The 26,634-nt window shown below is 60.9% G+C and carries 22 protein-coding genes and 1 pseudogene; 11 read left to right on the top strand and 12 right to left on the bottom strand.

Features of this window, described 5'->3' with window-relative positions; translation table 11 throughout:
• Positions 1 to 10: 10 nt before the first annotated feature.
• A complete protein-coding gene (locus PSH94_RS05285) occupies positions 11 to 1,342 on the bottom strand; it encodes an amidase (protein ID WP_305437715.1) in 1,332 nt (443 codons plus the stop codon).
• A 336-nt stretch (positions 1,343 to 1,678) separates the two neighbouring features.
• Here PSH94_RS05285 and PSH94_RS05280 point away from each other — a divergent pair, with 336 nt between their 5' ends.
• From PSH94_RS05280 to cmoB, 7 genes are all read left to right on the top strand, one after another.
• Positions 1,679 to 2,668: a GntR family transcriptional regulator gene (locus PSH94_RS05280; RefSeq protein ID WP_253510650.1), complete on the top strand. Its 990-nt coding sequence runs from the start codon at positions 1,679 to 1,681 to the stop codon at positions 2,666 to 2,668.
• A 145-nt stretch (positions 2,669 to 2,813) separates the two neighbouring features.
• Complete coding sequence (gene lon, locus PSH94_RS05275) at positions 2,814 to 5,234, top strand: endopeptidase La (RefSeq protein ID WP_181078326.1); 2,421 nt, start codon at positions 2,814 to 2,816, stop codon at positions 5,232 to 5,234.
• 190 nt (positions 5,235 to 5,424) lie between these two features.
• Entirely contained in the window at positions 5,425 to 5,814 is a 390-nt protein-coding gene (locus PSH94_RS05270) for a protease inhibitor I42 family protein (RefSeq protein ID WP_305436709.1), read from the top strand.
• A 1-nt stretch (position 5,815) separates the two neighbouring features.
• Positions 5,816 to 6,460, top strand: coding sequence for a lysoplasmalogenase (locus PSH94_RS05265; protein WP_305436707.1), 645 nt, complete (start codon positions 5,816 to 5,818; stop codon positions 6,458 to 6,460).
• A 154-nt stretch (positions 6,461 to 6,614) separates the two neighbouring features.
• On the top strand, positions 6,615 to 7,037 hold the full coding sequence (locus PSH94_RS05260; protein ID WP_305436705.1) for a hypothetical protein: 423 nt from the start codon (positions 6,615 to 6,617) through the stop codon (positions 7,035 to 7,037).
• A 133-nt stretch (positions 7,038 to 7,170) separates the two neighbouring features.
• Complete coding sequence (gene cmoA / locus PSH94_RS05255; protein ID WP_305436703.1) at positions 7,171 to 7,914, top strand: carboxy-S-adenosyl-L-methionine synthase CmoA; 744 nt, start codon at positions 7,171 to 7,173, stop codon at positions 7,912 to 7,914.
• On the top strand, positions 7,911 to 8,867 hold the full coding sequence (cmoB, locus tag PSH94_RS05250) for a tRNA 5-methoxyuridine(34)/uridine 5-oxyacetic acid(34) synthase CmoB (protein ID WP_305436702.1): 957 nt from the start codon (positions 7,911 to 7,913) through the stop codon (positions 8,865 to 8,867). The genes cmoA and cmoB overlap by 4 nt, the downstream gene beginning before the upstream one ends.
• Before the next feature lie 140 nt (positions 8,868 to 9,007).
• Here cmoB and tadA read toward each other — a convergent pair whose 3' ends face one another.
• The 10 genes from tadA to lptF all read right to left on the bottom strand — a co-directional run bounded on the left by tadA (position 9,008) and on the right by lptF (position 19,375).
• Positions 9,008 to 9,505, bottom strand: a complete 498-nt coding sequence (gene tadA / locus PSH94_RS05245; RefSeq protein ID WP_181078336.1) for a tRNA adenosine(34) deaminase TadA — start codon at positions 9,503 to 9,505, stop codon at positions 9,008 to 9,010.
• A complete protein-coding gene (locus PSH94_RS05240; RefSeq protein ID WP_181078338.1) occupies positions 9,505 to 10,887 on the bottom strand; it encodes a multicopper oxidase family protein in 1,383 nt (460 codons plus the stop codon). Before PSH94_RS05240 ends, tadA begins: the two co-directional genes overlap by 1 nt.
• Positions 10,888 to 11,014: 127 nt before the next feature.
• The gene (pdxJ, locus tag PSH94_RS05235; protein ID WP_034096056.1) at positions 11,015 to 11,758 is read right to left on the bottom strand and encodes a pyridoxine 5'-phosphate synthase; all 744 of its coding nucleotides are present in this window, start codon (positions 11,756 to 11,758) and stop codon (positions 11,015 to 11,017) included.
• A 52-nt stretch (positions 11,759 to 11,810) separates the two neighbouring features.
• Positions 11,811 to 12,500 (bottom strand): DNA repair protein RecO, encoded by a 690-nt coding sequence (gene recO, locus PSH94_RS05230; protein ID WP_266248078.1) that lies wholly within the window; start codon positions 12,498 to 12,500, stop codon positions 11,811 to 11,813.
• A gap of 142 nt (positions 12,501 to 12,642) precedes the next feature.
• Positions 12,643 to 13,545 carry a GTPase Era gene (gene era / locus PSH94_RS05225; RefSeq protein ID WP_305436699.1) on the bottom strand — a complete coding sequence of 301 codons (903 nt, stop codon included), beginning with the start codon at positions 13,543 to 13,545 and terminating at the stop codon, positions 12,643 to 12,645.
• Positions 13,538 to 14,227: a ribonuclease III gene (gene rnc, locus PSH94_RS05220; RefSeq protein ID WP_033902449.1), complete on the bottom strand. Its 690-nt coding sequence runs from the start codon at positions 14,225 to 14,227 to the stop codon at positions 13,538 to 13,540. The genes era and rnc overlap by 8 nt, the downstream gene beginning before the upstream one ends.
• A 146-nt stretch (positions 14,228 to 14,373) precedes the next feature.
• Positions 14,374 to 15,228 carry a signal peptidase I gene (gene lepB, locus PSH94_RS05215; RefSeq protein ID WP_181078343.1) on the bottom strand — a complete coding sequence of 285 codons (855 nt, stop codon included), beginning with the start codon at positions 15,226 to 15,228 and terminating at the stop codon, positions 14,374 to 14,376.
• A 5-nt stretch (positions 15,229 to 15,233) separates the two neighbouring features.
• A complete protein-coding gene (lepA, locus tag PSH94_RS05210; protein WP_181078344.1) occupies positions 15,234 to 17,033 on the bottom strand; it encodes a translation elongation factor 4 in 1,800 nt (599 codons plus the stop codon).
• Positions 17,034 to 17,184: 151 nt separating this feature from the next.
• The gene (gene lptG, locus PSH94_RS05205) at positions 17,185 to 18,264 is read right to left on the bottom strand and encodes an LPS export ABC transporter permease LptG (RefSeq protein WP_305436698.1); all 1,080 of its coding nucleotides are present in this window, start codon (positions 18,262 to 18,264) and stop codon (positions 17,185 to 17,187) included.
• Complete coding sequence (gene lptF / locus PSH94_RS05200; RefSeq protein WP_253510642.1) at positions 18,257 to 19,375, bottom strand: LPS export ABC transporter permease LptF; 1,119 nt, start codon at positions 19,373 to 19,375, stop codon at positions 18,257 to 18,259. Before lptF ends, lptG begins: the two co-directional genes overlap by 8 nt.
• Before the next feature lie 285 nt (positions 19,376 to 19,660).
• Between lptF and PSH94_RS05195 the strand changes: the two genes are divergently transcribed.
• The 4 genes from PSH94_RS05195 to PSH94_RS05180 all read left to right on the top strand — a co-directional run bounded on the left by PSH94_RS05195 (position 19,661) and on the right by PSH94_RS05180 (position 25,006).
• Positions 19,661 to 21,151 (top strand): leucyl aminopeptidase, encoded by a 1,491-nt coding sequence (locus PSH94_RS05195; RefSeq protein WP_305436695.1) that lies wholly within the window; start codon positions 19,661 to 19,663, stop codon positions 21,149 to 21,151.
• Between the two features lie 59 nt (positions 21,152 to 21,210).
• Complete coding sequence (locus PSH94_RS05190) at positions 21,211 to 21,639, top strand: DNA polymerase III subunit chi (protein ID WP_305436694.1); 429 nt, start codon at positions 21,211 to 21,213, stop codon at positions 21,637 to 21,639.
• Positions 21,640 to 21,646: 7 nt separating this feature from the next.
• Positions 21,647 to 22,036: a DNA polymerase III subunit chi gene (locus PSH94_RS05185; RefSeq protein WP_181078354.1), complete on the top strand. Its 390-nt coding sequence runs from the start codon at positions 21,647 to 21,649 to the stop codon at positions 22,034 to 22,036.
• A gap of 123 nt (positions 22,037 to 22,159) precedes the next feature.
• Positions 22,160 to 25,006, top strand: a complete 2,847-nt coding sequence (locus PSH94_RS05180; RefSeq protein WP_305436692.1) for a valine--tRNA ligase — start codon at positions 22,160 to 22,162, stop codon at positions 25,004 to 25,006.
• Positions 25,007 to 25,122: 116 nt separating this feature from the next.
• Here PSH94_RS05180 and PSH94_RS05175 read toward each other — a convergent pair.
• Positions 25,123 to 26,540 (bottom strand): annotated as a pseudogene (locus PSH94_RS05175) (IS1182-like element ISPfl3 family transposase).
• Positions 26,541 to 26,634: the final 94 nt, after the last annotated feature.

The raw sequence follows: 26,634 nt of genomic DNA, 5'->3' as shown, positions 1-26,634 counted from the left end.
GTGTGTCTCCTTAAACGTTAAGTACGGATTCGACGGACAACGCGGCGCGCAGCAGGCGCGCGTCCTCCCCCGTCGGGGCGCTGAGCAGCATCCCGGTGGGCAGGCCCAGGGCGTCGCGGCCGCTGGGCAGGGTCACGCCGGGCATGTCCAGCAGGCTGCCGGGCATGGTCAGGCGCAGGGTGGCGAGGTTGGTGGTGGCGAAAAGTTGATCGTCGGCTTCCAGTGGGGCCAGGGGCGGGGCGACGTGGGCGACGGTGGGTGTGATCAGGATCGCGCCGTCGAGGTCGTCGACCACGTGTTGTTGCAGGCGTTGGCGCGCTTCGATCAGGCCGATCAACTGGCTGGCCGGCAGGCCGCGCGCGGTTTCAAGGCGGCGCCGCACGCGTGGATCAAGTTGCGCGGCGTCGCAGCTGTCGAGCAGGACCTCGTGCAGGGCGAAGGCTTCGAAGGCACCGAGCCAGCCTTGTTGCTGGATCAGTTCCAGCGTGGCCTTGAAAGCCGGGCTTTCCCGATTTTCGATCAAGGCACCGGCGACCTTCAGTTGCTCCACGGCGCGCAGCAGGTTATTGCCCACGGCCGGCTCAACGTTGCTCAGCACACTGTGCTCCAGCACAAACCGCTGCCCCTTGAGGCTGCGCGGCATGTGGCGTTGAGCTCGGCCGTGGAGCAGATCGTCCAGGGTCAGTGCATCGCGCACGCTGCGCGTCAACGGGCCAAGGCTGTCGAGGGAACGGGCCAGAGGGAAGACGCCGTCGCGGCTGTAGCGCCGGCTGCTGCTGCGATACCCCACCAGGCCGTTGAGCGCCGAGGGGATGCGGATCGACCCGGCGGTGTCGGTGCCCATGGCGATCGGCACGATACCGGCGGCGACGGCCACCGCCGAACCGGACGACGAGCCGCCGGGTATCCGCGGCTGATCGCTGCCATAGGGGTTGTGCGGCGTACCGTAATGCGGGTTGAGGCCCAGACCGGAATAGGCCAGTTCACTGAGGTTGGTTTTGCCGACGCTGACCATCCCAGCGCGGCACAACAGGCCGACAATGGGCGCATCGAGCACGGCGGCGGGCGCATTACGACGGTAGGCGGTGCCGGCGGTGGTGACGCTGCCGGCGACGTCGAACAAGTCTTTCCACGCCAGGGGCACACCATCGAACCCGCTCAGTGGCTGACCGGCACGCCAGCGGGCGGCGGCGGCCTCGGCTTCACGGCGGGCGCGCTCGGCGGTGAGGCTGATAAACACGCTGCTCGACCGTTGGGCCTGGTCGAGCGCATGTTCAAGCGCTTGCACCGGATCGCTGCGACCGCTGGCGAAATCCTCGGCCATTGACGTGGCATCTGGCATCATCACACCCCATTCTAAAACGTACATATTAATAAAATGTACATTTTACAAAGGCAGTATCCGTGCCAGCCTGTGTTCGTGGGTTGACGATTAATCCGTGGCTGTCGCTAAGAATCGCGGGATAGAGGCTTTTCCAACGTTGGAAAAATCTGACGCGTAAAGGAAATCCCCGCCAGGCCCAAATAATGTATGTTTTATTAATAAATACATTTTGGTGCAGAAAAGTAACAACGCCTCGGCTAAGGCCCCAAAAAAGTGCCTCCGGCGTGGCGCAGAGTGACAGGCGCTTCTATGAGAGAATCCCCGGCCATCGTCCTACATGCCTTTGAGAAATCGATGAAAGCAGCATCCGCCTCGGCCTCCCGTTACGCGATGATTCACCAGGTGTTGCGTGACGCGATTGTGAGCGGCACCGCGCGGCACGGGCTGGTATTGCTGGAAGCGCCCCTGGCCGAACTGTTCGGCACCAGTCGCGTGCCGGTGCGCAAGGCGTTGGATCTGCTGCATGACGAAGGCCTGATCTGCCGCTTCAACGGCCGTGGTTATCTGATCAACCCCGAAGGCCTGGCGATGGAGCCGCTGCGCCTGCCCTTGAGCCATGCGCACCTGGGCCTCAATGGCGAGGCCGAACTGATGGACACTCGGCCGCTGGGCGAGCGCATCGTCGAGGAGATCGGCGCGGCGCTGTCCACCTGTATCGCCTTCGGCCATTACCGCCTGGATGAGCAAGCCGCCGCCGACCATTACGGGGTAAGCCGCGCGGTGGTGCGTGAGGCGCTGATGCGCCTGCGCGACCGCGGCCTGGTGGAAAAGGAGCCCTATTCCCAATGGCTGGCGGGGCCTCTGACCGCGCGGGAAGTCACCGAAGATTACGAATTGCGCGCCTGCCTGGAACCCGAAGCTTTGCGCCAGAGTGCACCGAACCTCGACCGCGACATGCTGGAAGCCATGCTGCAGCGCGTACTGGATGCCCAGGCCAGCCCCCAGTGCAGCCTGGAAGCCATCGAGCAGATCGAAGAGGACTTGCACCAGCGCTGCCTGGCCGGCCTGCAAAATCGCAAGATTGCCGCGTTGATTCGCCAGGGCCAGAGCCCGATGATCATCAGCCGGATCTTTTACCGATTGCTGGGGATCGGCGCCGACCCGGCGATGCTCGCCGAACATCGCTTGATTTTGGAGCTGCTGCTGCATGGCGCATTCGATGCGGCGGCGTTGAACCTGCGCGAGCACTTGCAACGGGCCCGGCAGCGGATGCTGCAGCGCTTGAAAGTGCTATCGGTGCTGCCGGAACAGCCACTCCCCGCCTACCTTCATAAAATCAGCTGACCCAATGTGGGCCGGGCTGCTCCCCTCCCCCCATGAGCGGGTCGCCGCAGTAATTTCATGCAATATGTTGCTATCTCACCCCCACCATTGAAACCACCGCTACCTCGCCCCATCTAAGCACCATACTTCCTGATGCAGGTGCCCCATGAGCGACCAGCAAGAATTTCCTGATTACGACCTTAACGACTACGCCGATCCCGAAAACGCTGAAACCCCCTCGACCAATACCGGCCTGGCCCTGCCCGGTCAGAACCTGCCGGACAAGGTCTATATCATCCCGATCCACAATCGGCCGTTTTTCCCCGCGCAAGTGTTGCCGGTGATCGTCAATGAAGAGCCCTGGGCCGAAACCCTGGAACTGGTGAGCAAGTCCGAGCATCACTCCCTGGCCCTGTTTTTCATGGACACGCCGCCGGAAGACCCGCGCCACTTCGACACTTCCAGCCTGCCTTTGTATGGCACCCTGGTGAAGGTGCACCACGCCAGCCGCGAAAACGGCAAACTGCAATTCGTCGCCCAGGGCCTGACCCGCGTGAGGATTCGCACCTGGCTCAAGCACCACCGCCCGCCGTATCTGGTGGAAGTCGAATACCCACACCAGCCGTCCGAGCCGACCGACGAGGTCAAGGCTTACGGCATGGCGCTGATCAACGCCATCAAGGAACTGCTGCCCCTCAACCCGCTGTACAGCGAAGAGTTGAAGAATTACCTCAACCGCTTCAGCCCCAACGACCCGTCGCCGCTGACCGACTTTGCCGCCGCCCTCACCTCCGCCACCGGCAACGAGCTGCAGGAAGTGCTGGACTGCGTGCCCATGCTCAAGCGCATGGAGAAAGTACTGCCGATGCTGCGCAAGGAAGTCGAAGTCGCGCGCCTGCAAAAAGAGCTGTCCGCGGAGGTGAACCGCAAGATCGGCGAGCACCAGCGCGAGTTCTTCCTCAAGGAACAGCTCAAAGTCATCCAGCAGGAGCTGGGCTTGACCAAAGACGACCGCAGCGCGGACGTCGAGCAGTTCGAGCAGCGCCTGGAAGGCAAAGTGTTGCCGGCCCAGGCGAAAAAACGCATCGACGAAGAACTGAACAAACTGTCGATCCTGGAAACCGGCTCGCCGGAATACGCGGTCACGCGCAACTACCTGGATTGGGCCACCTCGGTGCCATGGGGCGTGTACGGCAAGGACAAGCTCGACCTCAAGCACGCCCGCAAGGTGCTGGATAAACACCACGCGGGCCTCGACGACATCAAGAGCCGCATCCTCGAATTCCTTGCCGTGGGCGCCTACAAAGGCGAAGTCGCCGGCTCCATCGTGCTGCTGGTGGGTCCGCCGGGCGTGGGCAAGACGAGCGTGGGCAAATCCATCGCCGAATCCCTGGGCCGCCCGTTCTACCGTTTCAGTGTCGGTGGCATGCGCGACGAGGCCGAGATCAAGGGCCATCGCCGCACCTACATCGGCGCCCTGCCGGGCAAACTGGTGCAGGCGTTGAAAGATGTGGAAGTGATGAACCCGGTGATCATGCTCGACGAGATCGACAAGATGGGCCAGAGCTTCCAGGGCGACCCGGCGTCGGCGCTGCTGGAAACCCTGGACCCGGAGCAGAACGTCGAATTCCTCGACCACTACCTGGACCTGCGCCTGGATCTGTCCAAGGTGCTGTTCGTGTGCACCGCCAACACCCTGGATTCCATCCCCGGCCCATTGCTCGACCGTATGGAAGTGATTCGCCTGTCGGGCTATATCACCGAAGAAAAAGTCGCCATCGCCAAGCGCCACCTGTGGCCCAAGCAACTGGAAAAAGCCGGTGTGGCGAAGAACAGCCTGACCATCAGCGACGGGGCATTGCGCGCGCTGATCGACGGTTACGCCCGTGAAGCCGGGGTGCGCCAGCTGGAGAAGCAGCTGGGTAAACTGGTGCGCAAGGCCGTGGTCAAGTTGCTGGATGCGCCGGACACGGTGATCAAGATCGGCAACAAGGATCTGGAAAGCTCCCTGGGCATGCCGGTGTTTCGCAACGAACAAGTACTGTCCGGCACCGGGGTCATCACCGGCCTGGCGTGGACCAGCATGGGCGGCGCGACCTTGCCGATCGAAGCGACGCGCATCCACACCCTCAACCGTGGCTTCAAGCTCACGGGCCAGTTGGGTGAAGTGATGAAGGAGTCCGCCGAAATTGCCTACAGCTACATCAGTTCGAATCTGAAATCGTTTGGCGGCGATCCGAAATTCTTTGACGAAGCCTTCGTACACCTGCACGTACCGGAAGGCGCCACACCGAAGGACGGCCCGAGCGCCGGCGTGACCATGGCCAGCGCGCTGTTGTCGCTGGCACGCAACCAACCGCCGAAAAAAGGCGTGGCCATGACCGGCGAGCTGACGCTGACCGGGCATGTGCTGCCGATTGGCGGCGTGCGCGAAAAAGTCATCGCGGCGCGGCGTCAGAAGATCCATGAACTGATCCTGCCGGAACCGAACCGTGGCAGCTTTGAAGAATTGCCGGAGTACCTGAAGGAAGGTATGACGGTGCATTTCGCCAAGCGCTTTGCGGATGTGGCGAAGGTGCTGTTCTGATAGACCGTTAGCGCTTGCACTGGCCTCATCGGGGGCAAGCCCCCTCCCACACTTGAATGGGTTCACAACTCAACCTGTGGGAGGGGGCTTGCCCCCGATGGCGTAAGTGGCCGCAACCTGTATCCAGCGTGTAACACCCGGTCTTATCTTCGGTTATGCTCGGTCTTCGTCGCCAAACATCGGAGCCCTCATGACCGCTGCCCGCCTGCTTCTCCCCTTGAGCCTTGCCCTGCTGACCGCGTGTGCCAGCGCGCCGAAGCAAAACGTCAGCGTGGACAATCAGAGCGCCTGCCCGCTTCAGCTGAAAAGCGGACAAAACCTGATCCTCACCCTGCCCAGCAACCCCACCACCGGTTACCGCTGGGCGATCCAGGATTCCGCCGGCGGCGTGTTGCGTGGGCTCGGTCCCGAGGTCTATAGCAGCACCGAATCCGGGGTGATCGGCGGCGGTGGCCAGTCCGCGTGGCGCTTCCAGGCCTTCGCGGCCGGTCAGGGCCGTTTGCGCCTGACCTCACAGCAACCCTGGGAACCGGAAGCCGAACCCGTCGAGGTGTTCGACTGCGCCATTACGGTGAACTGATATGCCCTGGCTGATCCTTGCGTTGATGGGCGCCGGCACCTTCATCTACGGGCTGAGCGTCCACGCGGCGTTACTGTGCCTGTTGGTCAAACCGTTGCCGGTGCTGGCGCTGCTGGGTTGGCTGCATGACGCGCCGCAGAGCGACTATCGGCCCTGGATCAGCCTGGGGTTGATCTTCTCCCTGGTAGGCGACGTGTTACTGGCCTGGCCCGGCGACCTGTTTATCTTCGGCCTGGGCGCGTTTCTGTTCGCGCACCTGGCGTACCTCAAGGCCTACTTCAGCGACTGCCGGCGCCCGGCGCTGTTGCCGTTGGCCTTGGCGCTGGGGGTTGGGACGATCCTGTTGAGCATCCTGATTTCCCAAGGCCTGGGCGACTTGCTGACTCCGGTGGTGGCGTACGCGCTGGTGATCAGCGCCATGCTCTGGCGTGCACTGGCTCGCCTGGGCAGCGATGTACCCAAGCGCTCGGCGCAACTGGCGGCCATTGGCGCGGCATTGTTTGTGTTTTCGGACACGCTGATCGGCATCAACCGCTTTGTGGTGACCTTCGATGCCGCGCCGTATCTGTTGATCATTACCTATTGGTTGGGGCAATGGGGAATTACAGCATCAGCGTTTTCAAAGTCCTCATGCCCCACAACCTGATCGTCGATTACGTTTTCCATATGCAATTACCCACAGATAGTCATAACAAACCACGCTAGAAACCTGTCAATTATGACAGTAGATATAACGGATATAGGCTCATAGAGTTATCCAACGGGGGAACAAAACGATCCCCTCATCGGAGGACAACGACATGACGACGGGCATTCGCAAGAGCCCTACAACGGGTACGATAACCGCCAAGATTGACGACAAACCTGCCTTAGAAGCAGATTTTGTTCATGTGAACTACGCGAACAACACTATGGAGATATACGGTCAGGACACCACAGGAGCATTACGCCTGACATCGGTAACACTTAAACTTGTAAGAGATATCAAGACTGGCGTGTATGCCTTCCCTGACGACAAGGACTTCCAAGGTGCGGAAGTCAGATACAACGGACTACCATATTTATACGATACCAAGTCAGCTACGTTGAACATCACCACCAATCATCAAAATAAGCACTCCTATGGAAAGAGCACCATTTCGGCTGTCGCTACCTTTGATCCCGACGACCGCATCGTAGTTTTCGTCGAGTTCGACCTTCACGGTGGAACGGGAATCCCTTGATCCTAAATCTTGTCCAGCTCTGCAACACAAAGCTATCTGCTCCCCAACCTGCGCGGTTAGTCAGACAAACCGCGCATAACATTACCAACATAGCTAAAATGCCGGCCTTTCCCCCACCGTCGCCGGAACAACCGTGAGCCAAGAACCCGATCGCCTATTCGCCCAGCCCCTGCCCCAGGTGCCGGACTTCGCCTTTAACGAGGACGTGGTGCGGGTGTTCCCGGACATGATCAAACGCTCAGTGCCCGGTTACCCGACCATCGTCGAGAACCTTGGCGTCCTCGCGGCGCAGTTTGCCCAACCCAACAGCATGCTCTACGACCTGGGTTCGTCCCTCGGCGCGGTGACCCAGGCCCTGCGCCGTCATGTGCGCACCGACAGTTGCCGCGTCATCGCGGTGGATAACTCGGCGGCCATGGTCGAGCGCTGCCGCGAATACCTCAATGGCCAGGACTCGATGTTTCAGGAGTTGCTGCCGGTGGAGGTGGTCGAGGGCGATATTCTCGCGCTGCAATTCCAGCCGGCCTCGGTGGTGGCGCTGAACTTCACCCTGCAATTCATCGCCCCCGAGGAGCGCCTGGCGTTGCTCGGACGCATTCGCCAGGCGCTGTTGCCCGGCGGGGCGCTGATCCTCTCGGAAAAACTGCGCTTCAATGACCTTGAAGAACACGCGCTGCTCACCGACCTGCACATCGCGTTCAAACGCGCCAACGGCTACAGCGAACTGGAAATCGCCCAGAAGCGCAGCGCCATCGAAAACGTCATGAAGCCCGACAGCCTCGAAGAACACCGCGAACGCCTGCTGGCGGCCGGGTTCTCGAAAGTAGTGCCGTGGTTCCAGTGTCTTAACTTTGCCTCGTTGATTGCCTTGCCATGATTGATTTGTCCCCCCTCGCCCGCCATCTGGTCGGCACTCCCCTGGCCGTCTGGGCCCAGGGCCTGCAGGCGCAGCTCGACAGCAAGATGGAGAAGGGGCATGGCGACCTTGCGCGCTGGCAAAGTGCGTTGGATGCGCTGCCAGAGCTCCAGCCCAGCCAACTCGACTTGCTCAATGGCCTGACCCTGGACGCCGATTGCGACGACGCCACCCGCGCACAGATGCACACCGCGCTGATGGGCCTGAGCCCGTGGCGCAAAGGCCCGTTCCATTTGTTCGGCGTGCATGTGGACACCGAATGGCGCTCGGACTGGAAGTGGTCGCGCGTTGCTCCGCACCTGGACCTCAAGGGCAAACGCATCCTCGATGTCGGTTGCGGCAACGGTTACTACATGTGGCGCATGCTCGGTGCCGGCGCCGACAGCGTGATCGGCGTGGACCCCAACTGGCTGTTCTTCTGCCAGTTCCAGGCTGTGCAGCGCTATCTGTCCGAGCCCAGGGCCTGGCACCTGCCGTTCCCCTTCGAAGACCTGCCGGCGAACCTGGAAGGCTTCGACACGGTGTTTTCCATGGGCGTGTTCTACCACCGTCGCTCACCCATCGAGCATTTGCTGGCGCTGAAAGACACCCTGGTCAAGGGCGGCGAGCTGGTGCTCGAAACATTGGTGGTGGAAGGCGATCAGCAGCAAGTTCTGGTGCCGGAAGACCGTTATGCGCAGATGCGTAACGTGTGGTTCCTGCCGTCGGTACCGGCATTGATGCTGTGGCTGCGGCGTGCGGGGTTCAGTGAGGTGCGTTGTGTGGATGTGAGCGTGACCACGGTGCAAGAACAGCGCGGCACGGAGTGGATGAAGTATCAGTCGCTGAGTGACTTCCTGGATCCGGATGATCACAGCAAGACCATTGAAGGGCTGCCGGCGCCTATGCGGGCCGTCATCATCGCCAAAAAGTAAGCCCCCGTCCCGCTGGAAAAATGAAGCTCAAAATATGGGTGGAGGCTTGCCCCCGATTTCAGAGTGTCGGTCAGCATAGCCTTAGCTGACCCGCCGTCATCGGGGGCAAGCCCCCTCCCACATTTGATCTGCTGTGTTCTTTAGAGGGCGGGTTTGGCCCGGCGGGCTTTGAAGAATTCGCTCAGCACCGTGCCGCACTCCTCGGCCAGCACACCGCCTTCAAACAACACCCGATGATTCAAAAAACCCTGGGTAAAAAATTGCCCCTGGCTTTGCACAATCCCGGCCTTGGGCTCCAACGCGCCATACACCACCCGCGCGATGCGTGAATGCACGATCAGCCCGGCGCACATGCTGCACGGTTCCAGGGTCACGTACAGCGTACTGCCCGGCAGGCGGTAGTTGCTGACAGCTTGCGCGGCGGCGCGGATGGCGACCATCTCGGCATGCGCGCTGGGGTCGTGGGTGCTGATGGGGCAGTTGAAGCCACGCCCGATGATTTCGCCGTCCTGCACCAGCACCGCGCCGACCGGCACTTCACCCAGCGCCGCGCCTTGGGCGGCGAGGGCCAGGGCTTGGCGCATGAAGTCCTGGTCACGGCTGCGGTCGATGATTGCGATGGGGCGAAACTGGCGCATCACGCCACCTCGATGGCGGCCATCAGGCCGGTTTCCATATGGTCGATCACGTGGCAGTGGAACATCCACACCCCTGGGTTATCCGCCACCAGCGCTACGCGCGCGCGTTCGTTCTTGCCCAGCAGGTAGGTGTCGGTGAAGTACGGGATCACCTTGTGGCGGTTCGAGGCGATCACCTTGAAGCTCATGCCGTGCAGGTGGATGGGGTGCTGGTACTGGGTCATGTTCTTCAATTCGAAAATGTAGCTCTTGCCCTTTTCCAGCCTGGCGATCGGGCGGTCGGCGCAGGTCTTGTCGGTGATGTCCCAGGCCTGCCCGTTGATCTGCCACAGGCTCGGCGGCTTGCCGTTGTCGACATTGACCGAGACCGAACCGACCCACTCGAAATTGAAGTTGAGCTTTTCGGCATTGGCCAGGTCCGGCTCGCTGATCGGGTTGGCGGGCAACGCCGCGGGCCACTCGGCGGGCGCGTCGGAGCCAGGCACCGAACGAAAGGTGCCCAGGCGCACCGGGCCGTTGCGGATCGACAGTTCTTCACCCGCCGGCGGCGCCTTGATTGCCAGGCAGATGCGCATGCCCGGGCCCAACCAGTATTCCTTGCCCAGCGGGCGCGGTTCGACGGGATTGCCGTCCAGCGCGTAGATCCGTGCTTCGACGTCGGGAATATTGATGCGATAGGTCAGGGTGTTATCGAGGTTGAGCAGGCGCACGCGGGTAATCTGCCCGGCCGGCAGATCGATCACCGCCTGGGACACACCATTGATCGTCGACAAGCGCCCGGCCGTACCGCCACGCGCGGCCTCACGGGGAATGCTGAAAGCGACAAAGGCGCCCTCGTCATCCACGTGCCAGCTTTTCAGGCTCAGGGTGCGTTCGTGCTTGAAACCGGTGGGTTCGCGTTCTTCGATGATCAACGGCCCGACCAGGCCCCGGCCAAGTTCTTCGCTGCTGTTGACGTGGGGGTGGTACCAGTAGCTGCCAGCGTCGGGCACGCGGAATATGTAGTCGAAATATTCGCCGGGCAGCACCGGCAACTGCGAGACGTAGGGTACCCCGTCCATTTCCAGCGGCAGGCGGATACCGTGCCAGTGGATGGTGGTGGCGACCGGCAGATGGTTGATAAAGCGCACCCGCAACCACTCACCCTGGCGCACACGCAACTCGGTGCCCGGCGCCGATGGGCCGAACGCCCAGGCTTGAGTCTTGTGTCCCGGCACCAGCTCAACATCCAACGGTGCCGCGATCAGTTCGTAATCGTGCCCCGCTTCGGCCTCGGCGACTTTCCCCAGCCAGTAGCGGTAGGCCCCACCGGCACCGACGCCCACTACGGCCAGGCCTGCCAGGCCACCCAGGATTTGTCGACGGGAAAAGGATCGGGACACAACAACCTCACGTATCGGCCGCAGGCGCGTGGCCTGCAAAGGGCAGATACGATACACCTGCGCGGGCTAAACAGTAAGGGTTCTCATGTGGGAGGTGACGCCCTCCCACATTGCAGCTTGGCTGTTTTTAGTGCTTGGCGGCGGCCAGGATCAGGGCCTTCATTTCGGCAACCGCGCCTTTGAAGCCGACGAACAGCGCGTGGGCCACCAGGGCATGGCCGATGTTCAGTTCGTTGATGCCCTTGATCGCGGCGACGGCCTCGACGTTGTGGTAGTGCAAGCCGTGACCGGCATTGACGATCAAGCCTTCATTGAGACCGCAGTTCACGCCTTCGATAATGCGTTGCAGCTCGTCTGCGACCTCTGTCGGCGTGGTGGCATCGGCGTAGCGGCCAGTATGCAGTTCGATGGCGGGCGCGCCGACGCGGCGCGAGGCCTCGATCTGGCGCGGGTCGGCGTCGATAAACAACGACACTTCGCTGCCGATCTTCGACAAACGCTGCACCGCCGCCTTGATCCGCGCTTCCTGGCCCGCCACATCCAGGCCGCCCTCGGTGGTCAGTTCCTGTCGGGTTTCCGGCACCAGGCAGATATGCGCCGGACGAATGCGCTCGGCGAACGCCATCATTTCTTCGGTAACGCCCATCTCGAAGTTCATACGGGTTTGCAGCACATCCTTGAGCAGCAGCACATCGCGCTCCTGAATGTGGCGGCGGTCTTCGCGCAGGTGCACGGTGATGCCGTCGGCGCCCGCTTCTTCGGCGTCCAGCGCGGCCTTGACCGGGTCCGGGTAGCGCGTGCCCCGGGCCTGGCGCAGGGTAGCGACGTGGTCGATGTTGACGCCAAGAAGAATGCGATTGCTGGTGGTCACGGAAGCGCTCCTGAAAAGGGGAAAGAAACGCTGCACAGCATACACGGGGATGTCAGGGCTTTCGAAACAACTCGCGACTGACCAGCGGTCGCCCGCCCAGGTGCACGGCCAGGGCCTGGCGCATCAGGCGCTTGGCGGCGGACAAGGCCCCGGGCGCGCTCCAGTCGGCTTCGCTCATGGCCAGCAGCTCGGTGCCCTGAAATAGACCGGGTTGCAGCAAGTAGACACGCTCCAGCCCCGCGTCCACTTGCAGGCGATACATGCCATCGGCGGCGATGGGGTCGCCGTGCAGGTCGTTGTGCAGTTCGAAGCCGTAGCCCAGGTCGTCGAGCAGGCGCCATTCGAAGGCGCGCAGCAGCGGCTCCAACGCGCGTCCTTCGGCCAGGGCCAGCAAGGTGGCGGCGTAGTGATCGAAGACCGCCGGGTGCGGGTCTTCGGCGGGCAGCAGGCGAATCAGCAGCTCATTGAGGTAGAGACCACTGAACAAGGCATCGCCATTGAGCCAGGCCGATGTGCCGACACTTTCAAGGCGGCCGACGTTCTTCAGCTCGCCCTTGCCGCGAAACTCCACGTCCAACGCCACAAAGGGCCGCGCCAATGTCCCGGCCTTGCCCCGCGCGCTACGCAACACCGCGCGCAGGCGGCCTTGGGGCGTGAGGAAATCCACCAGCGCGCTGGTCTCGCGGTAGGCACGGCTGTGCAGGACGTAGGCGAGTTGGCTGGGGGGTTGGGATTGGGACATGGGTTCTCTATCGTGAAAACAACACAAACCTAATGTGGAAGGGGCTTGCCCCCGATGGCGGTGGCTCAGTCACGTATTTATTAACTGGTCCACCGCTATCGGGGGCAAGCCCCCTCCCACATTTATTGGCCCTGCGGCGCCCTTACAGGTCGCCGTAGCCAAGGGAACGCAACGCGCGCTCGTCATCGGACCAGCCGCCTTTCACCTTCACCCACAGGTTGAGCATGATTTTGAAGTCGAACAGCAATTCCATGTCCTTGCGCGCTTCGGTGCCGATGCGCTTGATGCGCTCACCCTTGTCGCCAATGATGATCTTCTTCTGGCCATCGCGCTCCACGAGGATCAGCGCATGGATATGCAGGGTCTTGCCCTGCTGCTTGAACTCTTCAATTTCGACGGTGATCTGGTAAGGCAGCTCGGCGCCCATCTGGCGCATGATTTTCTCACGCACCAGTTCGGCGGCGAGGAAACGGCTGCTGCGGTCGGTGATCTGGTCTTCCGGGAAGAAGTGCTCGTTCTCCGGCAGGTGCTCGGCGATTACGCGCTCCAGAGCATCGAGGTTGTGGCCGTGCTGGGCGGAGATCGGGATGATCTGCGCGTTCGGCAGTTGTTCCTGCAGCCAGCTCAGGTGCGGCATCAGCTCGGCTTTGTCTTCGATGCGGTCGGTCTTGTTCAGCGCGACGATCAACGGGCCGGTGACGTATTGCACACGCTCCAGAACCATTTGGTCTTCGTCGGTCCACTTGGTGCGGTCGACCACGAAGATCACCACGTCGACGTCTTTCAACGCCGCCGAAGCGGTCTTGTTCATATAGCGGTTGAGGGCTTTCTCGCCACCTTTATGCATGCCCGGCGTGTCGACGTAGACCGCTTGCACGTTGCCTTCGGTCTTGATGCCCAGCATGTTGTGGCGGGTGGTCTGTGGCTTGCGCGAGGTGATCGCGAGTTTCTGCCCGAGGATGTGGTTGAGCAGCGTGGACTTGCCCACGTTGGGGCGGCCGACGATGGCAACATAGCCACAGCGTGTTGCGGTTGAATCAGTCATGGCCATTCTCCACGCCCAGGGCAATCAGTGCTGCGGCGGCCGCTACCTGTTCGGCAATACGACGGCTCACACCCTGACCTCGGCTTTTTTCGTTCAATAAGGTGATTTCACATTCCACGAAGAACACGCGGCAATGGGGCTCGCCCTGGATATCCACCACTTCGTAGCGTGGCAGTTCGCACCCGCGCGATTGCAGGAATTCCTGCAGGCGGGTCTTGGGGTCTTTGTTGGTGTCGACCAGGGTAAGGCTTTCGATTTCCGACGTCAGCCACGCGGTAACCCGCTCCTTGGCCGCTTCCATGCCTGCATCCAGGTAGATCGCACCGATCAGCGCCTCGAGGGCATCGGCCAGGATCGATTCACGACGAAACCCGCCGCTTTTCAATTCGCCGGAACCCAGGCGCAGATATTCGCCCAAGCCAAAGCCACGAGCCAGTACGGCCAGGGTCTCGCCTTTCACCAGGCGTGCGCGCAAACGCGACAGCTGGCCTTCACGGGCTTGAGGGAAACGCTCAAACAGCGCTTCACCGGCAACGAAATTGAGAATGGCATCACCGAGGAATTCCAGGCGCTCGTTATTGCGCCCGGCGAAACTGCGGTGTGTGAGGGCAAGGACCATCAGTTCCTGGTCCTTGAAGGTGTAACCGAGCTGGCGCTCGAGACGACTGAGAGAAACGGTCACGGTTTATCCATATTGAGTTGGTGGCACCGGCGGCCATCGACGATTGACGCAGTGTTCAAATTCAAATCCTGGTGGGTGCTGCCTGAGGCCGGAATTGTCCACGCCCCAGAAAAGCATTCGGCGCTGTGTTCACAGCGCCGTCTGTATTACTTGATCAACCCGACCCGCGAGAAATTCGGCAGGTGGCTGAGCTTGGGTTCCGGCCAGCTCATCCAGACGGCGAAAGCCTTGCCGACGATATTCTCGTCGGGGACCATGCCCTGGAGCTCCTTGGGAATCGTTGCATCATCCCAGTAGCGGCTGTCATTGGAGTTGTCGCGGTTATCGCCCATCATGAAGTAATGGCCGGCCGGTACTTTCCACTGACCTCCCTGCATGGTGCGGCTCATGGCCTTGTGCACCAAGTGCTCGGAGTCTGCGCCCAGTTGTTCCTTGTACACGGCGACATCACCCAGTTGCGGGTCGTACGTGGTGCCGATCATCTGATCGGTGATCAATTGATCGTTCACGTACAGATGCTTGTCGTGCGTATAGCGAACGGTATCGCCGGGCAAGCCGATCACGCGCTTGATGTAGTTGACGCTAGGGTCCGCGGGGTAGCGGAACACCATCACATCGCCGCGTTGCGGGTCGCCGACTTCAATGACTTTCTTGTCGATCACCGGCAGGCGAATCCCGTAGGAAAACTTGTTCACCAGAATGAAGTCGCCCACGTCCAGGGTAGGTTTCATGGACCCCGAAGGGATCTGAAACGGCTCCACCAGGAACGAACGCAGCACCAGCACGATGAACAAAACCGGGAAGAACGACTTGCCATATTCAACCAGCAGGGGCTCTTTGTTCAGCTTCTCGATCACCACGCCATCGGGCTGGCTGACGCTGCCCTGATAGGACGCGATAGCCGCCCGACGACGCGGGGCGAAGAACACCAGATCGAGCAACGCCAGGAGGCCGCACACGGCAACGGCGATGACCAGCAACAGCGGGAAATTTAGCGACATAGGACCTAACTATCCAACCTGAGCACCGCAAGGAAGGCTTCTTGTGGAACTTCCACGTTGCCCACTTGCTTCATGCGTTTTTTACCGGCCTTTTGCTTCTCAAGCAGCTTGCGCTTACGGCTTACGTCACCGCCGTAGCATTTGGCCAGTACGTTCTTTCTGAGTGCCTTGACGGAAGTTCGCGCGATGATCTGCCCGCCGATGGCGGCCTGGATCGCAACGTCGAACATCTGGCGCGGAATCAGTTCTTTCATTTTCTCGGTCAACTGGCGACCTTTGTAGTGCGCGTTGTCCTTGTGCACGATCAGTGCCAGGGCATCAACCTTATCGCCGTTGATCAACACATCCAGTTTCACCAGATTAGCCGATTGGTAACGGTCGAAATGGTAATCCAGCGAAGCATAGCCGCGACTGGTGGACTTGAGACGGTCGAAGAAGTCCAGGACCACTTCGTTCATCGGCATGTCGTAGGTCACTTGGACCTGGGTACCGAGGAACAGCATATCGCGCTGCACGCCGCGCTTTTCGATACACAGGGTAATGACGTTGCCCAAGTGTTCCTGCGGAACCAGGATATTGGCCCGCACGATAGGCTCGCGCATGTCTTCGATCGCCGACAGATCCGGAAGCTTGGAGGGGTTGTCGACGTAAATCGTTTCACCGGTTTTGAGCAACAGCTCGAAAATAACGGTGGGAGCGGTGGTGATCAGGTCCAGGTCGTATTCGCGCTCGAGGCGCTCCTGGATGATTTCCATGTGCAGCATGCCCAGGAACCCGCAGCGGAAGCCGAAGCCCAGGGCGTCGGAGCTTTCCGGGGTGTACTGCAACGACGAGTCGTTGAGGGTCAGCTTTTGCAGGGCTTCGCGGAAATCTTCGAAATCGTCGGAGCTGACCGGAAACAGGCCTGCATATACCTGCGGCTGAATGCGCTTGAAGCCCGGCAGCACGTCGACGTCCGGCGTGGAGCTGAGCGTCAGGGTGTCACCCACCGGCGCGCCGTGGATGTCCTTGATGCCGGCGATGATGAAGCCTACTTCACCGGCTTTCAGATCAACGGTCGCGGTGTGCTTGGGGTTGAACACCCCGACGCTGTCCACCAGGTGGATCTTGCCGGTGGATTTGACCAGGATCTTGTCGCCCTTCCTCACGCGGCCGTGACGCACGCGCACCAGGGAGACGACGCCCAGGTAGTTGTCGAACCAGGAGTCGATGATCAACGCTTGCAGCGGATCTTCGATATTGCCGGTGGGGGCCGGAATGGTGTGGACCAGGCGCTCGAGCACTTCGTCGACGCCCAGGCCGGTCTTGGCGCTGCAGGTGACGGCGTCGGTGGCGTCAATGCCGATGATCTTCTCGATCTCTTCCTTGACGCGCTCGGGCTCGGCCTGCGGCAGGTCGATCTTGTTCAGCACGGGCATGACTTCCAGGCCCTGCTCGATCGCGGTGTAGCAGTTGGCAACCGACTGGGCTTCAACGCCCTGGCCGGCGTCGACCACCAGCAGGGCACCTTCACAGGCCGCCAGGGACCGGCTGACTTCGTAGGTGAAGTCAACGTGGCCCGGGGTATCAATGAAGTTCAGCTGGTAGGTGATGCCGTCTTTGGCCTTGTAGTACAGCGTGACGCTGTGGGCCTTGATGGTGATCCCGCGCTCGCGCTCGAGGTCCATGGAGTCCAGGACCTGGGCTTCCATTTCACGCTCGGCAAGGCCGCCGCACATCTGGATGAATCGATCGGCCAGCGTCGACTTGCCATGGTCAATGTGGGCGATGATGGAGAAATTGCGGATATGACTCAAATCACTCACGGATCAACACTCAAAAAGGCTGCAGGCAGATTGCCCGCTGAAAAATAGCCGGGAATTGTACCTGATGGTCAGGCCAGGCGTCATCTTTGCTGACCAGAACAAAAATGCCCCGATCTTCCAACCGGGGCATTTTTTATTCATAAGCGCGCTATCAACCGGCTCGACGCAGCAGCCAGAACCCGGCCAGGGCGCAGATGGCGGTGGGCACCAGCACTGCGAACAGTGGCGAGAAGCCAAACACCAGGCTCGAGGGACCGAGCAGGTCCTGGGCAATCCGGAAGGTAAAGCCCACCAGCACGCCGGTGAACACCCGCTGGCCAAGGGTCACGGAACGCAGCGGCCCGAAGATGAACGAGATCGCCATCAGCACCAACGCGGCGGTCACCACCGGTTGCAATACCTTGACCCAGAAAGCCAGCCAGTAACGACCGTTATTCAAGCCTTGATCCTTGAGGTAGTGGATGTAGCTCCACAGGCCGGAGATCGGCAGGCTTTCCGGGATCATTACCACCGTATTCAGCAGTTCCGGCTTGAGGGCGATGTCCCAGGCCTCGGTCGTCACGTTGATCACTTCGGTGCTGGCCTTGGTGCCTTGGCCGGCGTTGCGGAAATAAGTGGTGGTGACATCGCTCAGTTGCCATTTTTCCGCGTCGTACTGCGCACGTTTGGCGAAACTGGACGACAACATGTGGCGTTCTTTGTCGAAGGTATAGCGCGTCACACCGATCAACAGGCCGCCAGGTTGCACGGCGTTGATGTGGATGAATTCTTCACCCTGACGGTGCCACAGGCCGTGCTTGGCGCTTTGCGCGTCGCCCGAACCCTGGGCCAGGGCGCGGTTGGCCTGGGCCGTGGACTCGGCTGGCGGCGCCACGTATTCACCGATCAGCACGCTGCACAGCATCAACAGCAGCATGGGTTTCATCACCGCCCACACGATACGACCGATGGACACCCCGGCGGCACGCATGATGGTCAGTTCGCTGTTGCTGGCCAGGCTGCCGAGGCCGATCAGGCAACCGATCAGCGCGGCCATCGGCATCATGTCGTACAGGCGACGCGGCGCGGTGAGCGCTACGTAGCTGAGCACGTCGGTGACCGTATAGGTATCGCTGACGTTACCTACTTCATCGATGAAGGCAAACAACGAGGCCAGGCCCAGGATGATGCCCAGTACCGCCAGGATGGCGATGAGCACACTGCTACCGATGTAGCGATCAAGCTTAGCCACGGGCCAACTCCTTCTGGCCACGACGGCTCTTCATCTTCAAACGAACAGGTTCCCAATAAAGCAGCCCCAGGCCGATCACCAGGAAGATTGCGTGCACCCCCCACAGGCCTACGACCGGCGAAAGCTTGCCTTTCTCCAGGGAACCACGAGCGGAAATCAGCAGGGTGAGGTAAGCCATATACAGCAGAATTGCCGGCAACAGCTTGAGGAATCGGCCCTGGCGTGGGTTGACGCGCGACAGCGGCACGGCCATCAAGGTCACGATAAACACCAGCAGCGGCAGGGAAAGACGCCATTGCAGCTCGGCGATGGAGCGCAGCTCCGGGTTGCCGAACAGCTGCGCCGTGGGAATTGCGTCGCGGTCGGTGACTTCGTTGCTGACGTCCGGACGAGCCAGCATCACACCGTACGTATCGTACTTGATCGCGCGGTAATCGGCCTGGCCCGGGCTGCCGTCATAGCGGTAGCCGTTTTCCAGGATCAGGTAGCGGCTGCCGTCGGGACGCACTTCCTGGCGGCCCGAGTCGGCCACCAGCACGGAAATGCCACGGTCCTTCTTATCCTGGCCCAGGCGTTTTTCGGAGATGAATACCCCGCCCAGGTTGGCGCGGTCTTCGGTCATGGTTTCGGTGTAGGTCACCCGAGTGCCATCGCTGAGCGCCTGGAAACGGCCCGGCTCAAGGGTGTCGAACTCGGTCATGGCATCCTGTTTGTTCAGCACCAGCTGGAACTGCATGGCGCCCTGGGGGGCCAGGCTCAGGCTCAGCCAGGCTACGATCAGAGCAATGCCGGCTGCCGGGATCATGGTCATGGCCAGCAGGCGCTGCTGGCTCATGCCGGTGGCCGAGAGCACGGTCATTTCGCTTTCGAGGTAGAGGCGACCGTACGCGAGCAGGATCCCGAGGAACAGGCCCAGCGGCAGGATCAGTTGCAGGAACCCCGGCAGGCGAAAGCCCATGATCAGGAACAGTGAACCTGGGTCCAGGGCGCCGGAAGCCGCCTGGGCGAGGTATTTGACGAAACGACCACTCATGATGATGACCAGCAGCACCGCACTCACGGCACTCAGGGTCAACAGGACTTCGCGGGACAGATAACGGAAGACGATCAAACCAGACACTCCAGGGTTGTCAGGCTAAGGCGGCCAAACAAGCAAGCATACCGAGTCAGCCCCCTTTACGAGGGGCCGGCTAAAAAGATGGCGCATTATCCTGTGATTGACCGCGCCTGTCACTGCGCAACCTCACGTGCATGCACAAAGGCTGCGCCAAGGGTTGTCAGGCTCCGCCGGCGAGGTTCAAACTGCGGCCTTTGTCGCTGGCGGTTTACACGACTGCCAAGCTTTAAAGCCTGGGTACAGACGCCAGGCTCACAGACCTTTATAAGGGACCCGAACATGGAATTGGTTGTAAAAAGCGTTAGCCCCGAAACGTTGAAGACCGCCACCCTCGTGGTCGCCATCGGCGAAGACCGCAAGCTCGGTGTCGCCGCCAAGCAACTGGATGAGCTCAGCGGCGGCGCGATCAGCGCGGTGCTCAAGCGCGGTGACCTGGCCGGCAAAGTGGGCCAGAGCCTGCTGCTGCAAAGCCTGCCCAACCTCAAGGCCGACCGCGTGTTGCTGGTGGGCGTGGGCAAGGACGCCGAACTGGGCGACCGCCCGTTCCGCAAGATCATCAGCGGTGTGCTCGGCACCCTCAAGGGCCTGGGCGGCGCCGATGCGACGCTGGCACTGGATGAAATCGTGGTCAAAGGCCGCGACAGCTACGGCAAGACCCGCCTGCTGGCCGAAACCCTGGTGGACGGCGGCTACGTATTCGACCAGTTCAAGAGCCAGAAAGCCGAACCCCGTGCCCTGAAGAAAATCACCCTGCTGACCATCAAGGCCGCCCAGGCTGAAGTGACCCGCGCCGTGACCCATGCACAAGCCATCGCCAACGGTATGTCGTTCACCCGCGACCTGGGCAACCTGCCGCCGAACATCTGCCACCCGACGTTCCTGGGCGAGCAGGCCAAGGCGCTGGGCAAGGAATTCAAGGGTCTCAAGGTTGAAGTGCTGGACGAGAAGAAGATCAAGGACCTGGGCATGGGCTCGTTCTATGCCGTGGGCCAGGGCAGCGACCAGCCGCCACGCCTGATCGTGATGCAATACAACGGCGCCAAGAAATCCGAGAAGCCATACGCCCTGGTAGGTAAAGGCATCACGTTCGACACCGGCGGTATCAGCCTCAAGCCTGGCGCCGGCATGGATGAGATGAAGTACGACATGGGCGGCGCCGCCAGCGTGTTCGGCACCCTGCGCGCCGTACTGGAGCTCAAGCTGCCGATCAATCTGGTGTGCATCCTGGCGTGTGCCGAGAACATGCCGAGCGGCGGTGCTTCGCGACCAGGCGATATCGTGACCACCATGAGCGGCCAGACCGTGGAAATCCTCAACACCGACGCCGAAGGCCGCCTGGTGCTGTGCGATGCACTGACCTACGCCGAGCGTTTCAAGCCGCAGGCCGTGATCGACATCGCCACCCTGACCGGTGCCTGCGTGGTCGCTTTGGGCGCTCACACCTCCGGCCTGTTGGGTAATAACGACGAACTGGTCGAGCAACTGCTCAGCGCCGGCAAGGCCGCCGACGACCGCGCCTGGCAACTGCCGCTGTTCGATGAATATCAGGAACAGCTGGACAGCCCGTTCGCCGACATCGCCAACATCGGTGGGCCGAAGGCCGGCACCATCACCGCAGCGTGCTTCCTGTCGCGCTTTGCCAAAAACTTCAACTGGGCTCACCTGGATATCGCCGGTACCGCCTGGACCAGCGGCGGCAAAGACAAGGGCGCCACCGGCCGTCCAGTGCCGTTGCTGACTCAGTACCTGCTCGATCGCGCCAAAGCTTAACCAACGCCCCCTCCCCCTTTGCCTCTATAAAAGGGGGGCGGGCCGTTGCAGGAACCCACATGCCCCAAGTCGACTTCTACATATTGCCCAGCGCCGATCCCTCCGCGCGCCTGGACTTTGCCTGCAAACTCACGGAAAAAGCCTGGCGCATGGGCCATCGCATCTACCTGCATTGCAGCGATGACGCCCAACGCGAGGAACTCGATGCCCGCCTGTGGCGCTTCAAAGGCGAGAGCTTCGTGCCCCACGGCCCTGCGGAAGCCGAACCCGAAGGCCGGGTGGTGCTGGGGCTGGGCGATAACTGCGGCGACCACCAGGACCTGCTGGTCAATCTGGACTTGAAAGTCCCGCCCTTTGCCGGAATATTCGCCCGCGTAGCGGAGGTGGTGGTGGAAGATCCGGCTATTCGTCAGGCTGCGCGGGAGAGTTTCCGTTTCTACCGCGAACAGGGCTATCCTTTGCAAGATCACCGGTTACAACGACTTTGAGCACACGATGGACACTTCCAACCCGTTAAAAAAAGATGACCACCTGCTGGACGACCTGGAGTCGATCCGTCAGTTGCTGGGTGATGAGGGTTTGCAACCGCCACTGCTGACCGAAGCGGTCAACGGTGAGGTACAGATCCCATTGTTGTTCGACATGGTCGGCGGCAAGCCGGTTGCGCCGCAGCCGAGTGTCGAAGCCCCGGCCGTCGTGGAAGCCGCGCCTGCCGAAAAGGCACCCGACGCCTTGCTGCTGCACCTGGACAACGAACTGCGCGCCGCCGCACAACTGATCATGCAAGACGTGATCGACGACTTTGCCCCGCATATCGAAACCGAGATCAAACGCCGGATGGATGCGCGGATGGAGCGGCTGATCGCCGCTGCTACAAACAACTAGCCACAAGCCGCAAGTTAAAGCACTGCACTCCACTTGCAGCTTGTGGCTTATAGCTTGCAACTGCTTCACACCGCTATACTTGCCGGCTTTCCTGAATAAATGCCAACTAGGGTCCCGCCGCGCATGGATAAGACCTACCAGCCCCACGCAATTGAAACTTCCTGGTACCAGACCTGGGAGTCCGAGAACTATTTCGCCCCACAAGGTGCGGGCGAGTCCTACACCATCATGATTCCGCCACCGAACGTCACTGGCAGCCTGCACATGGGCCATGGCTTCAACAATGCGATCATGGATGCACTGATCCGTTTCCGCCGCATGCAGGGCCGTAACACCCTGTGGCAACCGGGCACCGACCACGCCGGTATCGCCACGCAGATGCTGGTGGAGCGTCAACTCGAAGCCACTGGCCAGAACCGCCATGACCTGGGCCGCGAGAAATTCCTGGAAAAGATCTGGGAATGGAAGGATCAGTCCGGCGGCAATATCAGCCGTCAGATCCGTCGCCTGGGTTCGTCCGTCGATTGGAGCCGCGAGCGCTTCACCATGGACGACGGCCTGTCCGAGGCCGTAAAAGAAGCCTTTGTGCGCCTGCACGAAGACGGCCTGATCTACCGCGGCAAGCGCCTGGTCAACTGGGACACCAAACTGCACACGGCGATTTCCGATCTCGAAGTGGAAAACCACGACGAGAAAGGCTTCCTGTGGAACCTCAAGTACCCGCTGGCAGACGGCGCCAGAACCGCCGAAGGCAATGACTACCTGATCGTGGCCACCACCCGTCCGGAAACCATGCTCGGCGACGCCGCCGTCGCGGTTAACCCGAACGACGCGCGCTACCAGGCGCTGATCGGCAAGTTCGTCGAGCTGCCATTGGTCGGCCGCCGCATCCCGATCATCGCGGACGACTACTGCGACCCTGAATTCGGCACCGGCTGCGTGAAAATCACCCCGGCCCACGACTTCAACGACTATGAAGTCGGCAAGCGCCACAACCTGCCGCTGCTGAACATCTTCGACAAGAACGCCACTGTGTTGCCGGCCTGCCAGGTCTTCAACCTGGACGGCAGCCTCAACGACAGTGTCGACGGCAAGATCCCGGCTGAATTCGCCGGTCTCGACCGCTTCGAAGCACGCAAGCAGATCGTTGCCGCCTTCGACGCCGCCGGCCTGCTGGTCAGCGTTGACGACCATGGCCTTAAGGTGCCGAAGGGCGACCGTTCCGGCACCGTGATCGAGCCGTGGCTGACCGACCAGTGGTACGTCTCCACCAAGCCGCTGGCCGAGCCTGCGATTGCTGCCGTGGAAGATGGCCGCATCCAGTTCGTGCCTAAACAGTACGAGAACATGTATTTCTCGTGGATGCGCGACATCCAGGATTGGTGCATCAGCCGTCAGCTGTGGTGGGGCCACCGTATTCCGGCCTGGTACGACGAGTCGGGCAAGGTCTACGTAGGCCGCGACGAAGCCGAAGTGCGCGCCAAGCACAACCTCGGTGCCGACGTTGCGCTGCAACAGGACAACGACGTACTGGACACCTGGTTCAGCTCAGGCCTGTGGACCTTCTCCACCCTGGGCTGGCCGCAGCAGACCGAATTCCTGAAGAAATTCCACTCCACCGACGTGCTGGTCACCGGCTTCGACATCATTTTCTTCTGGGTTGCCCGGATGATCATGCTGACCATGCACCTGGTGAAGAACGAGGACGGCACCCCGCAGGTACCGTTCAAGACCGTGTATGTGCACGGCCTGGTCCGCGACGGCCAGGGCCAGAAGATGTCCAAGTCCAAGGGCAACGTGCTGGACCCGCTGGACATCATCGACGGCATCGACCTGGAAACCCTGGTGCAGAAACGCACCTCGGGCCTGATGCAGCCGAAACTGGCGAAGAAGATCGAGAAACAGACCCGCGACGAATTCGCCGACGGCATCGCCAGCTACGGCACCGACGCCCTGCGCTTCACGTTCTGCTCGCTGGCGTCTACCGGCCGCGACATCAAGTTCGACATGGGCCGCGTCGAAGGCTATCGCAACTTCTGCAACAAAATCTGGAACGCCGCACGCTACGTGCTGGACAAGGGCGAAGACTGCGGCCAGAACGGCGAAGCCTACGAGCTGAGCCTGGCCGACCGCTGGATCATTTCGCAGCTGCAACGCACCGAAGCCGAAGTGACTCGCCAGCTTGATCAGTTCCGTTTCGACCTGGCGGCCCAGGCGTTGTACGAGTTCATCTGGAACCAGTATTGCGACTGGTACCTGGAACTGTCCAAGCCGGTGCTGTGGGACGAAAACGCGCCGGTGGAACGCCAGCGCGGCACCCGCCGTACCCTGGTGCGCGTGCTGGAAGTGGCGCTGCGCCTGGCCCATCCGTTCATGCCGTTCATCACCGAAGAAATCTGGCAGCGCCTGGCGCCGCTGGCCGGTATCGAAGGCAAGACCATCATGCTGCAACCTTGGCCGGTGGCCAACGAAGCCCGCATCGACGAGGCGGCCGAAAGCGATATCGAATGGCTCAAGAGCCTGATGCTCGGCACGCGCAACATCCGCGCCGAGATGAACATAGGACCAGGCAAGCCACTGGCCGTGTTCGTCAAGAACGCCAGCGCTGAGGACCAGCGTCGCCTCAGTGAGAACGATGCGCTGCTCAAGAAGCTGGCCAAGCTGGAGTCGATCACCGTATTGGCTGCCGATGCCGAAGCACCGCTGTCCGCCACCGCACTGGTCGGCGACATGGAAGTGCTGGTGCCGATGGCCGGGTTGATCGACAAGGGCGCGGAACTGGCCCGTCTCGACAAGGAAATCGCGCGCCTGCAAGGCGAAGTGCAGCGGGTGGGCGGCAAACTGTCCAACGCGGCGTTCGTCGACAAAGCGCCGGCCGAGGTGATCGAGAAAGAACGCGCCAAGCTGGCTGAAGCTGAACAGGCTTTGGGCAAACTGGCCGAGCAGCATGCGCGGATTTCCAGCCTCTAAGGCTTGATTCGCGTGAAGAAAGAGACCTTCCAGACTGTGTGAAAACACACTGACAGGCCTTAGACCAAACGCCCCGACTTGTTCGGGGCGTTTGTTTTTGTGCTGAAAAAGGCTCTTCAGCCCATCAGTTGCATCATTTTCTTGGCTCCCAAGACACTGATCGCCCGCTTGAAGTTGTACGCGGTCACGGCCAGGGCCATTTCAGCTTTCGTCCCTTCAAGTTGTCGTAGCAAGAACCGCCCGTTCCCAAATAGCCATTGTTTGAGATTGCCAAACGGGTGCTCCACGATGGATCTGCGTCGCTCCATCATCTCTGGATGCAGTTGCATCCGCTGTGCCATACGCTCAAAGGCTTCCTCTTGTGCGTGACGTGAGACATAGCGGCGCTGAGCCTTTGTACATTGGGCTTTCAGCGCACATCCAGCGCAGTCGCTGACTGCCGCCTGGTAGATCCGGTCGCCTTTGCAACGCTGCTTCAGGGTTAGCCATTGACCTGCCGGGCACTGGTATCGATCCTGTTCAGCGTCATAGGTAAAGTCCTGGCGCTCGAATAATGTCTCTCCGCCTGGGTTCGAAGTTCGGTTTGGCGGCACGTACACGGTAATGGAGGCATCCTCGCACGCCTGGAATTGCTGGCCATTTGAGTAGCCCATATCGGCTGTCACGGTCAGCGTGTCCTGCCCCAGTTCGGCCTTGGCAGCTTTAGCTATGGGTTCAAGCTGTTTGCGGTCGTCACCATCTGCGTCACCTCATGGTGCAAAATCAGACAGTGCTCTGCGTCCACGGCTGTTTGCACGTTATAGGCAACACGAGCCCCCTTTGGCGTGCGCATCATTCGGGCATCGCTTTCGTGCGTGTTGAATTGCTCCAGCCCCATCGACTTCATCAAAGCTTGGCAACTACGGTTGTCTTGCTGCTTGGCCTCAAGCTTCGCCAGTGCCGCCTTGATCGCAGTGCGATCGACCACTTGCTCGCCCTCTGCTTTATCAACGGCATCCAGGTCAGCCAGGTATTGGGCGATCCGTTTATCCAGCTTCTCCTCCTGACGCTTGAGCTGATTCAAATTCAGGTGGCGTCGCGAGGAAGCGACTGCCTGAAACTTACTGCCATCGATCGCAACCAGATCGCCCGCAATCAAGCCGACGGATCGGCAGAACTGCACAAAAGCTCGGCACGTCGTAACGAACGCTACTTTGTTGTTCTTGCGAAAGTCGGCGATGGTCTTGAAGTCGGGTTTAAGCCGGTTGATCAACCACATCACTTCGATGTTGCGTTGGCACTCAGCTTCTAGGCGCCGCGACGATCGAATGCGCTGAAAATAGCCATAGAGATAGAGCTTGAGCTGATCGGCGGGGTCGTAAGCTGGGCGCCCAGTGGCCTTGGGCTGAGCCTTCTCAAAACCGAGCTGGCCCAGATCGAGCTTGGTGACATACAGGTCGATGACCCGTACGAGGTGATCTTCAGGGATCAGTTCCTCCAGCGAGACCGGGAACAGGCTGGTCTGGCTGCGGGACTCGCCTTGTATGTAGGCCATAACGAAAAATGCTCCGTATCTTTCGATACGGAGCATTCTCTTAAAGGGCCGGACAGATTGCTAGGTTTTCACACAGTCTGCTTCGGGTCTCTTT

Source organism: Pseudomonas sp. FP2254 (genome assembly GCF_030687695.1).
Taxonomy (GTDB): domain Bacteria; phylum Pseudomonadota; class Gammaproteobacteria; order Pseudomonadales; family Pseudomonadaceae; genus Aquipseudomonas; species Aquipseudomonas quebecensis.
Note: the sequence above shows the minus strand (reverse complement) of the source record. Positions and strands in the feature narration are given on the sequence as shown.

Excerpts from the sequence above, each read along its gene's own strand:
- PSH94_RS05285 (WP_305437715.1), bottom strand. The coding sequence starts at position 1,342 with ATGCCAGATGCCACGTCAATGGCCGAGGATTTCGCCAGCGGTCGCAGC.
- PSH94_RS05280 (WP_253510650.1), top strand. The coding sequence starts at position 1,679 with ATGAAAGCAGCATCCGCCTCGGCCTCCCGTTACGCGATGATTCACCAG.
- lon (WP_181078326.1), top strand. The coding sequence starts at position 2,814 with ATGAGCGACCAGCAAGAATTTCCTGATTACGACCTTAACGACTACGCC.
- PSH94_RS05270 (WP_305436709.1), top strand. The coding sequence starts at position 5,425 with ATGACCGCTGCCCGCCTGCTTCTCCCCTTGAGCCTTGCCCTGCTGACC.
- PSH94_RS05265 (WP_305436707.1), top strand. The coding sequence starts at position 5,816 with ATGCCCTGGCTGATCCTTGCGTTGATGGGCGCCGGCACCTTCATCTAC.
- PSH94_RS05260 (WP_305436705.1), top strand. The coding sequence starts at position 6,615 with ATGACGACGGGCATTCGCAAGAGCCCTACAACGGGTACGATAACCGCC.
- cmoB (WP_305436702.1), top strand. The coding sequence starts at position 7,911 with ATGATTGATTTGTCCCCCCTCGCCCGCCATCTGGTCGGCACTCCCCTG.
- tadA (WP_181078336.1), bottom strand. The coding sequence starts at position 9,505 with ATGCGCCAGTTTCGCCCCATCGCAATCATCGACCGCAGCCGTGACCAG.
- recO (WP_266248078.1), bottom strand. The coding sequence starts at position 12,500 with ATGTCCCAATCCCAACCCCCCAGCCAACTCGCCTACGTCCTGCACAGC.
- era (WP_305436699.1), bottom strand. The coding sequence starts at position 13,545 with ATGACTGATTCAACCGCAACACGCTGTGGCTATGTTGCCATCGTCGGC.
- lepB (WP_181078343.1), bottom strand. The coding sequence starts at position 15,228 with ATGTCGCTAAATTTCCCGCTGTTGCTGGTCATCGCCGTTGCCGTGTGC.
- PSH94_RS05195 (WP_305436695.1), top strand. The coding sequence starts at position 19,661 with ATGGAATTGGTTGTAAAAAGCGTTAGCCCCGAAACGTTGAAGACCGCC.
- PSH94_RS05190 (WP_305436694.1), top strand. The coding sequence starts at position 21,211 with ATGCCCCAAGTCGACTTCTACATATTGCCCAGCGCCGATCCCTCCGCG.
- PSH94_RS05185 (WP_181078354.1), top strand. The coding sequence starts at position 21,647 with ATGGACACTTCCAACCCGTTAAAAAAAGATGACCACCTGCTGGACGAC.
- PSH94_RS05180 (WP_305436692.1), top strand. The coding sequence starts at position 22,160 with ATGGATAAGACCTACCAGCCCCACGCAATTGAAACTTCCTGGTACCAG.